Source organism: Streptomyces sp. CRCS-T-1 (assembly GCF_024442335.1).
GTDB lineage: Bacteria > Actinomycetota > Actinomycetes > Streptomycetales > Streptomycetaceae > Streptomyces > Streptomyces koelreuteriae.
On the sequence record NZ_CP101651.1, the window covers coordinates 7,998,389 to 8,010,914 of the forward strand.

Below are 12,526 nucleotides of genomic sequence, written 5' to 3' on the forward strand. Positions count from 1 at the left end.
TACGCGGGTGGTCCTCAGGTGCGCTCTCGAAGAGCGCCACGCGCAGGTGGCGGGCGACCTCGGCCGGTGTGGGGTGGTCGAAGACCAGCGTCGACGGCAGGTCCAGCCCGGTCAGCCCGCCGAGCCGGTCCACCAGCTCCACGGCGCCGACGGACGTCATGCCGAGTTCGGTGAAGGGGACGGCCGCGTCGGGCAGTTCGCCGGGCGTGTGACGGCAGATCCCGGCCGTTTCGGCAAGCACCGTTTCGCGGAGCGCGCGTTCCTGGTCCTCGGGTGAGAGGGGCAGGAGCCGCTCGCGCAGGGCGGTGGGCGCGGTGTCGACCGTGGGCGGGGCCGGGACGGCCAGCGCGTGCCGGGCGATCTTGCCGGACGCGGTGCGCGGGACGGCGGCGATCTCGTGGATCTCGGCCGGGACCTTGAAGTCGGCCAGCCTGGTGCGGCATTCGGCGAGCACCCGCCGTGCGTCCATCCCCTCCGGACCCGGTACGACGAAGGCGACCGGCACCTCGCCGAGCACGGCGTGCGGCACACCCACGACGACGGCCTCGGACACGCCCGGGCACCGCGACAGGGCCTGCTCGATCTCCGTCGGGTGGATGTTCTCGCCACCCCGGATGATCAACTCGCTGACCCGGCCCGTGAGCCGGAGGTGGCCGTGTTCGACGCGGCGTCCGAGGTCGCCGGTGCGGTACCAGCCGTCCCGCAGCGCGGCCGCGGTCGCCTCGGGCTGCCCGTGGTACCCGGTCATCAGGCCCGGCCCCCGCACCCAGACCTCGCCCTCGGCCCCGTCCGGGACGTCCTCGCCGCCGCGCGGGTCGACCAGGCGTACGTCCGTGCCGGGGACGGGCGCCCCGCAGGAGCCGTCGACTCTGGGCCCGTCGGGGCGGTTCACCGCGATCATGCCGCAGGTCTCGGTACTGCCGTACGCGTCGAGCAGCGGCGCACCGAGAGTCTCCTCCACGGCCGCGCGCAGAGCGGGTCCGCTCGGCGCACCGGCCACGACGCACATCCGCAGCGCCTGGGGGAGTTCACCCGGCGAGTCGACCAGCCGGCGATACGTCGTCGGCACGCCGGCCAGCATGGTGAAGGGCCCGCCGAGCCCCTCGTACCCCGTGAGCAGTTCCTGCCTCAGTCCGCCCGGCGGCAGCAGCTCACCGGCGATCCGGGCGCTCGCGCCCACAGCGGTCACGCCCAGGATCGCCAGCGAGTGGCTGAAGCTGTGGAACAGCGGAAGCGGCCAGAGCAGCCGGTCGTCGGGCGAGAGGCCGAAGATCGGGGCGTAGCAGGCGGCCACGGACCACAACGCGGCCCGCTGCGTGGACAGCACGCCCTTGGGCCGGTGCGTGGTGCCGGAGGTGTAGAGCATCCAGGCCGGATCGTCGAGCCCGAGCAGATCGATCTCCGCGGACGCGTCGCTCTCGACCGCGCTCAGGAACAACTCGGCGCCGTCCGGAGCCGGGCCGGCCCCGGTGACCAGGACGCCCAGACGGTCGTACGGCGGCCCCAGGCGGCGCAGTCGGGCGGCATGCGCGGCGTCGGTGATGACGAACCCGGCGCCGCTGTCCGCGAGGAAGTGGGCCAGCTCGGCGTCGGAGGACCGCGGATCGAGCGGTACGCCGACCATCCCCGCGCGCAGCGCGGCGAGGCAACTCTCCACCGACTCCACGCAGTTGCCGAGGCAGATCGCGACACGGTCGCCGCCGCGCAGCGCTGTCCGGGTTCTCAGGTACGAGGCCAGCGAGCGGGTGCGGCGCTCCAGTTCGGCGTAGGTGACGCCGCGCGCGGAATCGGCGTAGGCGATCCGCTGCCCGGCCGTCTCGGCGTGCCGCCGCAACAGCTCCGGCACTGGCCGGATCAGCTCGTCCCGCCCCATGTCTGCGCCCTCCCAAGTCCCACGCGGTGCAACGATGTTGACCCTACGGGACGTGGCGGCGGCGCCCAGGTCGGCGCTCCGGACTAGCTGTGGCGCATCGTGTCGTCGAGGATCTGCTCGCGGAGGATCTCGGCGTGGCCGCAGTGCTGGGCCAGCTCGCGCAGCGTGTGGAGGTAGATCCAGCGCAGCGGCAGGGGGCCCCGGCGGTTGCCCTGGAGGACGTCGTCCAGCGTCAGCTTCTCCGTGGCTTGGCGGGACGCCGCGCACGCCTGCTGATGGGCGCTCTGGACCGAGGCGATCGTGTCGTCGTCATGGAGGTCGAACGACTCGTCGGGCGTGTCCGGAATGCCGATCTCGCTCCGGGTACGGCAGGTGACCGCCTCGTCGAACCAGACCTTCTCGACGAACGTGGCGTGCTTGAGCAGGCCGAGCAGGGTGGTCTTGGACGCGACCAGCGACCGGCGCGCCTGCTCCTCGGTCAGCCCGTCGAGACTGTGGTGCAGCGCGGACCGATGCTCGTCGAGGAAGACCTCGAACTGATCGCGGAACGAGGCGTGGAAGACGGCGGGCTCTGTCGTTGACTCGAAGACCATGACCGCAACGATAGGCCGCTCGGCTTTTCCCGAAGGCCCCGGCAGGGCATCGCCGCCGACCCGGAGCCGAGCAGAGTGCACACGTGGAAGCCGGGTCGCGGCGGACGGGCACGACGCGGTTTCAGGTCTCGGGGCGTGTGTCCCCGGTCGGGCCGGGCCGTTCCAGGCTGTGTGGGGTCCAGTCGGCATGGCGCAGGATGGCGTGGACGGTCGCGCGGGAGGGGGTCAGGCGGAGGGCCGTGTTGCGCAGGGCGACGGCCAGGGGGTGGGTCAGTCGCTGGCCCAGCCGACCGGCCTGGCGGGCGGCGCGGGCTACGGACTGGCTGCGCGGGCGGCGCTCGGCGTCGTACCGGGTCAGTGCCGCATCGACCGTGGGCTCGGTAGCGAGCGCGGCGGCCAGCGCGGCCGTGTCCTCCAGGGCCTGGCAGGCGCCCTGGCCGAGGTTCGGCGTCATGGCGTGAGCCGCGTCGCCGAGGAGAACCACCCGGCCATCGGCGAACGCCGGCAGGGGCGTTGCCAGTTCGTGGATGTCGTGGTGCAGGACGGCGTCCGGCCGGGTGGCGTCGAGCAGCGCGGGGATCGGATCGTGCCAGTCGCCGAAGCGCCGGCGCATCGCGGACAGGGCGTCCGGATGCCGTGTGGACGGGCTGGTCTTCGACCGGCTCGTGAGCGGTGGAAGCGTGTCGGAACGGGAGATTCGCGGGCTGGTGATGACGGCGCTGGGGTGAAGCGCCGCATGCGGCTACGCGAGGGCGACGCCGATGTGTCCCTCGGCCGAGCCGACGGTGTCGAACAGCCGATTGGCGGGGCGCGGGAGGCCGTAGTGGGCGCGCAGGGTGGAGCCCGTGTACTCGGTGCGGAACAGGCCCCGTTCCTGGAGGATCGGCACCACCCGGTCCACGAAGACCTCCAGGCCTGAGGGGAGTACGGCGGGCATGATGTTGAAGCCGTCGGCGGCTCCGCTGTCGTACCAGTGCTCGATGGTGTCGGCGACCTGCTCCGCCGTACCGGCGAAGGTGCGATGGCCGCGGCCGCCGCCGAGCCGCCCGATGAGCTGACGTACCGTCAACCGATCGCGCCGCGCGAGTTCGACGACGAGCGTGTAGCGGCTCTTGGCGCCCTCGATCTCGTCCTCGCCGGGCAGGTCCGCGGGGAGTTCCGCGTCGAGGTCCAGTGCCTCGGGGGCGAGCTTCAGCGTTTGGGCGAGCTGCCGTTTGGCGTACTCGGGGACGATGAGCCGGTCCAGCTCCGCGTCCAGCTCCAGTGCCTCCGTCTCGGTGTCGCCGATGACGGGGACGATGCCGGGCAGGATCTTGACGCCGTCCGGGTCGCGGCCGAGTAGTCGCGCCCGCTGCTTGACGTCCTTGTAGAAGGCGATGCCCTCTTCCAAGGTCTGCTGCGCGGTGAACACCGCCTCCGCGTACCGGGCGGCGAAGTCCTTGCCGTCCTCGCTGGAGCCGGCCTGGACGAGCAACGGGTAACCCTGCGGCGGGCGCTGGACGTTCAGCGGCCCCTCGACCCGGAAGAACTCACCCACGTGATCGATACGGCGCACCCGCTCGGTCAGGGCGTGCACGCCGCGCTCCTTGTCGGCGACCACCGCGTCGTCCGCCCAGCTGTCCCACAGCTTGGTGGAGACCTCGACGAACTCCGCGGCCCGCCGGTAGCGGACCCTGTGCAGCGGCGTGTCGTCGAGGCCGAAGTTGCGTGCCGCGTCGGCGCCCGCGGTGGTGACGATGTTCCAGCCGGCCCGGCCACCGGAGACATGGTCCAGCGAGGCGAACCGGCGGGCCAGGTTGTACGGCTCGTTGTAACTGGTGGAGGCGGTGGCGATAAGGCCGATGTGCCGGGTGGCCCCGGCCAGCGCCGTCAGCAGGACGGTCGGTTCCAGCTTGGCCGCCGGCCTTCTGCCCGGGTCGCCCATCAGCACCGGGCTGTCCGCGAGGAACAGCGAGTCCAGCTTGCCGCGTTCGGCGATCCGCGCCAGATTCTTGTAGTGCTCGATGTCCGCGTTCGCCTCCGCCGGGCTCTCCGGGAGCCGCCAGGAGGCCTCGTGGTGCCCGGTGGACATGAGGAACGCGTTCAGGTGCAGCGGCTCACGGCCGCCGGTCGTACGGGACATGGGGTGTCGTCTCCTCAAGAGGTGCTGGGCCGGTGCCGCGCCACCCCGAGGGCGGCGAGCAGCGTGTCGCGGTGTTCCTGGAAGCGCGGGTCCCGCGGGGAACGCGGAGTGGGCAGATCGACGGCGAGGTCCACGGAGATACGGCCGTCCTCCAGGACCAGCACCCGGTCGGCGAGTTCCACGGCCTCGTCCACGTCATGGGTGACCAGCAGCACGGCAGGGCGATGGCGCTCGTACAGCTCGCGCAGCAGTCCGTGCATCTTGATCCGGGTGTCGATGTCCAACGGTATGTGCGGACGCCCCAGCCCCGTCGGTCCGGTGGCCTCCGCGCTCTCGCGGACGAGGCCGCGGGACAGCAGTCGGCCGGAGTGGCCGGACACGGACGCGGGGGAGAGGCCCGTCAGCCGGGCGACGGTCGAGCGGGCGACCGGGCCGTGGTCGAGTACTGCGCTCAGAACGGATGCCGCACCCGTGACACGGCGGGCCGGTCCGGGGGCGGGGATGTCCGAGCGGCGCAGCGAGGCGGGGGCACGTCGGGGGTACGCGGAGAGACTCTTCACGGCTGTCTTCCAGGCTCGGTGGCAGCGGCGGCGGGCGGGTGCTGGCGGTGCGTGCATCTGCCCAGGTCGCGAACCCGGTGGGCAGGAAGCGCTCAGGCCCGCTGACACGCCGCGGAGCACACACGCTTCAGGTCGACATGACCTCGCGTCGTCAGGTGTGCGGATCGCTGCATGGCCCGAAAAGTAGCCGAGCCGCCCGGAGGAGAAAATCCCCGTTACAAGGCGGTCATGAGCTTGTCATGCGTGAGCAGGAATGCCGGTCGAGAGCAGGCCGGTTGCCCTGGGCATGACCATCGGAGTAGCGCTTCCCCTTGACCATGAGATCGACGGCACGGTGCGGCTGGCACGGGAAGCCCACGAAGCCGGATTGCGTTCCGCCTGGTTCGGGCAGACCTTCGCCTACGACTCACCCACGCTCGCCGCGATCGTCGGCCGCGAGGTACCAGGGCTGCAGGTCGGGACCTCCGCGATCCCCGTCTTCGGCCGCCATCCGCTCCTCATCTCCAGCCAGGCCCAGACCGCCCAGGCGGCGACCGGCGGCCGCTACCACCTCGGGCTCGCGCTCGGCACCAAGTACCTGACGGAGACCGGCTTCGGAATCCCGCACGAGCGCCCCATCCGCCTGCTCCGGGAGTTCCTCACCGCCCTGCGCCAACTCGTCGAGACGGGCAGCGCCGACTTCCACGGAGAGCTGCTGACCGCCACCACCCCGCTGCCGGGCGCGGTGCCGGGTGCCGCACCGCCCGTGCCGCTGCTGGTCGCGGCCATGGCACCGCAGGCACTGCGCGCCTCCGGCGAACTCGCCGACGGCATCCTGCCGTACCTCGCCGGCCCGCGCGCCCTCGCCGACCACATCGTCCCCGCCGTCACCGCCGCGGCCGAGGCGGCCGGCCGGCCCGCGCCCCGCATCGTGGCGTTCGTCCCCGGCGTGGTCACCGCCGACGCCGAGAGCGTGCGGGAGAAGGCGACCGAGGCGCTCGCGTTCTACGAGCGGTTCCCTTCCTACCAGCGCGTCATCGGGCTGTCCGGCGGCACCCGGGCCGTCGACCAGGCCGTGATCGGGGACGAGGAGGCCGTCGCCGCCGAGGTCGCGCGATACCGGGACGCCGGGGCGACGGAGGTGGTCCTCACCATGACGGACCTGGGCGGCGAGGCCGACCGACGCCGCACCTGGAAGCTGCTCGGAGAACTGGCGAACGACTGATGCACCGGCAGAGGGCGGCCCGTGCCTGCGCGGGCCCTCTTGACGTGGCGGGAAAGCCGCCTGACACTCCAGAGCAGAGATTCCTAGTGCATCGGTAGGAAATGATGGAGCGACTGGAGCCGCCCGCCGACCGCGCGTTGCGCGCGGGCCGCTGGTCCCTGCTCCTCACCTCCCGCCGGCACATCGATCTCCTGCGCGTCTGCAGCGCGGCGAACCCCCAGAGCTGAACCGTCGGCGCCCGTCGGGCGCCGCGCCCCGCCGCGCACGGGTATGCGCCGACGCCGCCGCGCACCCGTCCCCCCGCGTGCGCCTGCCCGCCGCACCCCCAGAAGCCGGACCCGGACCCAGGGAGACACATGCCCGCCGCACCCCTGACCACCGTCCCGTCCCTCCCCTCACCGCCGCCGTTCCGGGGCAGGATCGGCTGTGACGCCGGCAGCGGCTACTACGCCGCCCCGCGCCGCTACCGCCTCCACCTCTCGCTGTCGTGCCCCAACTGTCTGCGCATCGCCATCACCCACAGCCTGCTCGGCCTGGAGGACACCCTCCCGGTCGTGCTGCTGCCGGCCCTCCCCGACCGGCCCGACGGCGGACACTCCGCGCTGAGCCCCTTGTACGAGGCCAGCTCGCACCGTCATCCAGGTCCGGCCCTCGCACCGGTGCTGAGCGACACCTGGACCGGGCGGATCGTCACCACGCACTCCTCGCACATCCTCCGGGACCTGGCCCGGTGCTTCGGCGACGACGGCACCGACCGGCCCGTGCTCTACCCGCACGGCGCGGAGGAGGAGATAGAGGCCGTCGAACGCCTCTGTGACGACCGGATCAACGACGCCGCACAGCGCGCCGGACAGGCCGACACCGACGCCACCGCACGCCACACGGCCCTCAGTTCTCTCCTGAGGGTCCTCGGCTCACTGGAGTGGCGTCTCGCCGGTCAGGGCTTCGTCCTCGGCGAGGAACTGACCGCCGCCGACGTACGGTTGTGGGTGGCCCTGGTCCAGCTCGACACCGTGCACCGGCTGCATCTGGACGCCGCCGCGGTCCACCGCATCGCCGACCATCCGCACCTGTGGACCTACGCCCGACGGCTCGCCGCCCACCCCGCGTTCGGCCGCCATCTCGACCTGGACGGCATCGCCATGAGGCACCACGACCGGTGCCAGGGGCTGGAGGCCGCGGGGGCGGCGGTACAGATCCTCGACTGGGCCGAACACATCGCGGACGGGCCCGCCCGGCAGGGCCCGGACGGCTTCATGGAACCGCAATACGCCCTCCACCTTCGCCGACCCGACTCCGCCTAATCTCCGACGACATGGGGCCCGCCATACCGGAACATGGCGGGCCCCGTGCCCTCCTCGGGAGGGCTGGTGATCCCGTACGGCCGACCTGGAAGGCACCCTCTCCGTGTCCGCACCCTCCCCTCTTCACCTTGCCGTGGCGCTGGACGGCACGGGCTGGCACCCGGCGGCATGGCGTGAGCCGGGCGCCCGTCCCGACGATGTGTTCACCGCCGGATACTGGGCCGGTCTCGTGGCGGAGGCCGAACGCGGCCTGCTCGACTTCGTGACCTTCGAGGACGCCTTCGGGCCGCAGTCCTCGCACGTCACAGAGCCGGACGAGCGCACCGACCAGGTGCGGGGCCGGCTGGACGCCGTACTGATCGCCGCCCGGGTCGCACCGCTGACCCGGCACATCGGGCTGGTGCCGACCGTGGTCGCCACCCACACCGAGCCGTTCCACATCTCCAAGGCGATCGCCACCCTGGACTACGTCAGCACCGGCCGCGCCGGCCTGCGCGTCCAGGTGTCGGCACGCCAGAACGAGGCCGCGCACTTCGGCCGTCGCACCTTCCCGTCCCTGCGCGCCGAGGACCGGGACACCCCGGCCGGCCGGGAGCTGATCGCCGAGCTCTTCGAGGAGGCCGCCGACCACATCGAGGTGGTACGCCGCCTGTGGGACAGTTGGGAGGACGACGCGGAGATCCGCGACGTCGTCACCGGGCGCTTCGTCGACCGCGACAAGCTGCACTACATCGACTTCGAGGGCAGGCACTTCAGCGTCAAGGGACCCTCGATCACCCCTCGGCCGCCGCAGGGACAGCCCGTCGTCAGCGCGCTCGCGCACCAGAGCGTGCCGTATCAACTCGTGGGCCGTTCCGCCGACATCGGGTACGTCACCCCGCACGACACCGACGAGGCCCGGGCCGTCGTCGCCGAGATCCGTGCCGCGCGGGCCGATTCAGGCCGGGCGGAGGAACCACTGCACATCTTCGGTGACCTGGTCGTGTTCCTGGACGACGATCCCACAGCGGCTGCGGACCGCAAGGCCCGACTGGACGGCCTGGCCGGCTACCCGTACACCAGCGACGCCCAGATCTTCACCGGCACGCCCGGGCAGTTGGCGGACCTGCTGCTGGAGCGCCGCCGGGCCGGCCTGAGCGGCTTCCGGCTGCGCCCCGGAGCGATCGGCCACGACCTGGAGCGGATCACCCGTGGCCTGGTTCCCGAACTCCAACGCCGAGGCGCCTTCCGGCACGCCTACGAGGCGGACACCCTGCGCGGGCTGCTCGGGCTCGCCCGCCCCGCCAACCGCTACGCCGCCGTCTGAAGCCGGAGGAGTCCAACGACCATGAAGCAGATCCATCTCGCGGCCCACTTCCCCGGCGTCAACAACACCACCGTGTGGAGCGACCCACGCGCGGGCAGCCACATCGAGTTCAGCTCGTTCGCGCACTTCGCCCGCACCGCCGAACGCGCCAAGTTCGACTTCCTGTTCCTCGCCGAGGGGCTGCGACTGCGCGAACAGGGCGGCGAGATCTACGACTTGGACGTGGTGGGCCGCCCCGACACCTTCACCGTCCTGACCGCCCTCGCGGCCGTCACCGAACGCATCGGCCTCACCGGCACCATCAACTCCACCTTCAACGAGCCCTACGAGGTGGCCCGCCAGTTCGCCAGCCTGGACCACCTCTCGGCCGGACGCGCCGCCTGGAACGTCGTCACCTCCTGGGACGCCTTCACCGGCGAGAACTTCCGGCGCGGCGGCTTCCTCCCCCAGGAGGAGCGCTACTCCAGGGCCAAGGAGTTCCTGGCCACCGCCACCGAGCTGTTCGACTCCTGGCACGGCGACGAGATCGTCGCCGACCAGGAATCCGGCATCTTCCTGAAGGACGCGCAAGCCGGAGCCTTCGTCCACCGCGGACAGCACTTCGACATCGCGGGCCGTTTCAACGTCCCGCGCAGCCCGCAGGGCCGCCCGGTCGTCTTCCAGGCGGGCGACTCCGACGAGGGCCGCGAGTTCGCCGCCTCGAGCGCCGACGCCATCTTCAGCCGGCACAGCACCCTGGAGGCGGGCCGGGAGTTCTACACCGACGTCAAGCGGCGACTGGCCCACCACGGCCGTACCCACGACCAGTTGCTGATCCTCCCCGCGGCGACCTTCGTACTCGGCGACACCGACGCCGAGGCCCAGGAGCTGGCGCACGAGGTACGACGGCAACAGGTCAGCGGCCAGACCGCGATCAAGTACCTCGAACACGTCTGGAACCGCGACCTCTCCGGCTACGACCCCGACGGCCCGCTCCCCGACATCGACCCGGACCCCGGCGAGCACACCATCGCCCGCGGCCGTGCCAGCGTCCGCATGTTCCGCGACCCGGTCGCCGTCGCCCGGCAATGGCGCGAGCGCGCCGAGGCGGAGAACCTCTCGATCCGCGACCTGGTCATCGAGACCACCGGCCGCCAGTCGTTCATCGGCTCCCCGGCCACCGTCGCCGAGACCATCAACACCTACGTCCAGACGGACGCCGCCGACGGCTTCATCCTCGTCCCCCACATCACCCCGAGCGGCCTGGACGACTTCGCCGACACCGTCGTCCCGCTGCTCCAGGAACGCGGCGTATTCCGCCACGACTACACGGGCACCACCCTCCGCGACCACCTCGGCCTGCCCCACCCCGACACCCGGGCGGAACCGGAGGCGGAGGCGCAGGTCCGCGGCCTCGGGTGAGGACGGTGCAGCGGCGGTCCGAGGAGACTCGGAAGGCCTCGACGCCGGCAGCGACGGTCTCCGCAGCCGGCACTCCTCCCCGGCAGCTCACGCGTTTGGCGGTCCTTCGCGAGAAGTGACGGCCGGGAGCGGTCGAGGATTGACGCGACATGTGCGGCAGGACAGCCGGCCGCCACGCCGGAGGAGGCATGTACATGCGCCGTGCAGGGTTCGTCGTCGCCGCCACGACCGCGCTCACGCTGGGGACCGCCGGCCAGGGCTGGGCGGACACCACCAGTGGCGACATCACGACCAGCTGGGGAGACCGGGCGCGCGTCCAGGTGACCTGGGTCGACCGGAACTCCTTCCACGACGGCGTCCTCGCCGTCACCGACCAGACCTGCGACGACCGGTCCGTCCACGCCACCCTCACCGTCCAGACCGGATCCGGCGCCGCCCGCCCGCTGGGCGACAACCACAACACCGACGGCTGTGACACCACCGCCGACTTCCAGAACATCACCGCCACCGACCCGACCGGCATCAGAAGCCTCACGCTGACCGTGTGCCGCAGCGCGCCCGGAACCGCCGACGAGTGCGAGACCGGGTATGTCGCCGCGAACCCCTTCTTCGGGTCGTGACCCCGGGCGGGAACCTCATCGCGGCCGTGTCCCAACTGGTGCCATTCATGCCGGCATCCGTTGGCACAATGGCGCTGTCGCCGCCGCGCGTCCGCGAGTCCCAGGACCTGGACCAGCAAACGAAACGCCCTGACTCGTTCGTACAGCGGCGCCGCCGGGGTGTGGGTCGGTCTGAGCCCAGCCCGCCGAATGCACTCCAAGGCGTCCTCGCCGGTGGCGCGTGCACAGAGCGTTCATTCATCCGCCCCACCTGATGTGTCCAGTACGTAGGCGTCCTCGTCCTCCGGGAAAAGCTTCGGATCGGTGACCCAGCCCGCCGCGAGCACGAGGTCCGTCGCTCGATCGACGGCGAGGAAGCCGAAGGGGCGGTCGAAGACGGCGTGGGCCCGGGTCGTCTCGTACTGCGGCTCGGGCCGGTCCTCCCAGCCCAGCCACACTGCCTCCATCAGGGTCACGGCCGCTGCCCGGAACCCCTCGGCGCTGAAGGTCGCCGTGGCCGACTGCCGGCCGGAGGCCAAGGCGAGCGGTGCGGCACTGATGCCCGGGAAGTGGCCCGGGGAGCCGTCGGCGGCCGTGGCCAGGCCGAACAACTCGGCTTGGGCCAGCAGGTCATGACCGGCGGTGAGGGTGAACTCGACGGTTCTGAGCGTCAGGGACGGCGGCTCAGGACGCAGGGTGCTCACGCGCTCCAGCCGCAGCCCGGGCCCTGCCTGACCGTACGGCAGCCGCTCCCCGGGAACGGCCGGCAGGGTCCCTGAGACCACGCCGACACCCGCGTCGATGACCTCCTGGGGTGCCAACTCCTCGTCGCCCAGCAGGAGAAGGACGTCGATGCCGTTCGTGCCGCGTACGGTGGCCACGGTCACAGCACCGCATGGCGTCCGCGCGACGGCCACGGCGTCCAGGCCGGCGTGAGTGCGGGTGAGGCCGGCCCGGTCGTGGCCGCGCCACGGCATGAGGTCGCCCTTGAACGGGACCTCCCATTCGGTCCGCAGGACCAGCGCGGTCGTCAGTACCAGGGACGTGTCCGGCCTCAGGTCCGCAGGTATCCGTTCGATCGCTCCACCCGTCCGCCGGGCGGCCCACGCGTCCAGGGCCCGCTTGTCGCGCTGCGGATCCCCCGTGAGCACGCCGTGCGCCTCGACGGGCAGCGCTGTCGCCCATTCTTCGCGCAGTTCCACAGTCCGTGCGGTCCACAGCCCGAGTGCGGACTCCAGCCCGTCGATCCCGGCCAGCAGCGCGAGCAACTCGCGGCCCTCCGCCCCCGCCCGGTCGGACGGTAGGCCCAGCGCCTCCGCCAGTTCCTCGCGCACCTCCTCTGTCGCCCCGTCCGCGAGGAGGGCGAGCAGCGGCCAGATTCCCGCCGCCGAGAACACCGTGCCCTCGCGGACTGCCGACGCCCAGCGGGCCGTCAGGCCGTTCACCGTCCGTATCGCCGTGTCCGTCGCCCGCATTTCGCTCCCGTTGCCCGCTGCTCGTGATGCGCCCGGCCGTACCGTACCCGTGTCGATGGGCGGCGTCGGCGCCTTCACCCCTTCCGGGA

Annotated in this window: 10 protein-coding genes and 3 pseudogenes; 6 read left to right on the plus strand and 7 right to left on the minus strand. The window is 72.1% G+C overall.

The genetic code is table 11. The features are described 5' to 3' along the window. Positions 1 to 103 precede the first annotated feature (103 nt). The 5 genes and pseudogenes from NNW99_RS39250 to NNW99_RS39255 all read right to left on the minus strand — a co-directional run. A pseudogene (locus NNW99_RS39250) lies at positions 104 to 1,873 on the minus strand (AMP-binding protein); the annotation flags it as partial. 83 nt (positions 1,874 to 1,956) lie between these two features. Beyond that, on the minus strand, positions 1,957 to 2,466 hold the full coding sequence (locus NNW99_RS36170; RefSeq protein ID WP_215123400.1) for a DinB family protein: 510 nt from the start codon (positions 2,464 to 2,466) through the stop codon (positions 1,957 to 1,959). 121 nt (positions 2,467 to 2,587) lie between these two features. Beyond that, positions 2,588 to 3,109: pseudogene (locus NNW99_RS36175) on the minus strand (FAD-dependent monooxygenase); the annotation flags it as partial. Positions 3,110 to 3,208: 99 nt separating this feature from the next. After that, entirely contained in the window at positions 3,209 to 4,588 is a 1,380-nt protein-coding gene (locus NNW99_RS36180) for an LLM class flavin-dependent oxidoreductase (RefSeq protein ID WP_215123401.1), read from the minus strand. Between the two features lie 14 nt (positions 4,589 to 4,602). Beyond that, complete coding sequence (locus NNW99_RS39255; RefSeq protein ID WP_370869183.1) at positions 4,603 to 5,148, minus strand: hypothetical protein; 546 nt, start codon at positions 5,146 to 5,148, stop codon at positions 4,603 to 4,605. Positions 5,149 to 5,434: 286 nt separating this feature from the next. Between NNW99_RS39255 and NNW99_RS36190 the strand changes: the two genes are divergently transcribed. From NNW99_RS36190 to NNW99_RS36215, 6 genes are all read left to right on the plus strand, one after another. Next, positions 5,435 to 6,352, plus strand: coding sequence for an LLM class F420-dependent oxidoreductase (locus NNW99_RS36190; RefSeq protein ID WP_215123403.1), 918 nt, complete (start codon positions 5,435 to 5,437; stop codon positions 6,350 to 6,352). 101 nt (positions 6,353 to 6,453) lie between these two features. Further along, positions 6,454 to 6,579 carry a hypothetical protein gene (locus NNW99_RS36195; protein ID WP_255961325.1) on the plus strand — a complete coding sequence of 42 codons (126 nt, stop codon included), beginning with the start codon at positions 6,454 to 6,456 and terminating at the stop codon, positions 6,577 to 6,579. 129 nt (positions 6,580 to 6,708) lie between these two features. Further along, positions 6,709 to 7,656, plus strand: coding sequence for a glutathione S-transferase C-terminal domain-containing protein (locus NNW99_RS36200; RefSeq protein ID WP_215123405.1), 948 nt, complete (start codon positions 6,709 to 6,711; stop codon positions 7,654 to 7,656). 103 nt (positions 7,657 to 7,759) lie between these two features. Beyond that, positions 7,760 to 8,962, plus strand: coding sequence for an LLM class flavin-dependent oxidoreductase (locus tag NNW99_RS36205; RefSeq protein ID WP_215123407.1), 1,203 nt, complete (start codon positions 7,760 to 7,762; stop codon positions 8,960 to 8,962). Between the two features lie 21 nt (positions 8,963 to 8,983). Further along, a complete protein-coding gene (locus NNW99_RS36210; protein ID WP_215123409.1) occupies positions 8,984 to 10,363 on the plus strand; it encodes an NtaA/DmoA family FMN-dependent monooxygenase in 1,380 nt (459 codons plus the stop codon). 194 nt (positions 10,364 to 10,557) lie between these two features. After that, entirely contained in the window at positions 10,558 to 10,983 is a 426-nt protein-coding gene (locus NNW99_RS36215; protein ID WP_215123411.1) for a hypothetical protein, read from the plus strand. Between the two features lie 47 nt (positions 10,984 to 11,030). On the opposite strand, the pseudogene NNW99_RS36220 reads toward NNW99_RS36215, so the two are convergent. Further along, positions 11,031 to 11,183, minus strand: a pseudogene (locus NNW99_RS36220) (DUF5958 family protein); the annotation flags it as partial. A gap of 33 nt (positions 11,184 to 11,216) precedes the next feature. Then, positions 11,217 to 12,437: a serpin family protein gene (locus NNW99_RS36225; RefSeq protein ID WP_215123413.1), complete on the minus strand. Its 1,221-nt coding sequence runs from the start codon at positions 12,435 to 12,437 to the stop codon at positions 11,217 to 11,219. Positions 12,438 to 12,526 lie beyond the last annotated feature (89 nt).

Excerpts from the sequence above, each read along its gene's own strand:
- NNW99_RS36170 (WP_215123400.1), bottom strand. The coding sequence starts at position 2,466 with ATGGTCTTCGAGTCAACGACAGAGCCCGCCGTCTTCCACGCCTCGTTC.
- NNW99_RS36180 (WP_215123401.1), bottom strand. The coding sequence starts at position 4,588 with ATGTCCCGTACGACCGGCGGCCGTGAGCCGCTGCACCTGAACGCGTTC.
- NNW99_RS36190 (WP_215123403.1), top strand. The coding sequence starts at position 5,435 with ATGACCATCGGAGTAGCGCTTCCCCTTGACCATGAGATCGACGGCACG.
- NNW99_RS36195 (WP_255961325.1), top strand. The coding sequence starts at position 6,454 with ATGATGGAGCGACTGGAGCCGCCCGCCGACCGCGCGTTGCGCGCGGGC.
- NNW99_RS36200 (WP_215123405.1), top strand. The coding sequence starts at position 6,709 with ATGCCCGCCGCACCCCTGACCACCGTCCCGTCCCTCCCCTCACCGCCG.
- NNW99_RS36210 (WP_215123409.1), top strand. The coding sequence starts at position 8,984 with ATGAAGCAGATCCATCTCGCGGCCCACTTCCCCGGCGTCAACAACACC.
- NNW99_RS36215 (WP_215123411.1), top strand. The coding sequence starts at position 10,558 with ATGCGCCGTGCAGGGTTCGTCGTCGCCGCCACGACCGCGCTCACGCTG.
- NNW99_RS36225 (WP_215123413.1), bottom strand. The coding sequence starts at position 12,437 with ATGCGGGCGACGGACACGGCGATACGGACGGTGAACGGCCTGACGGCC.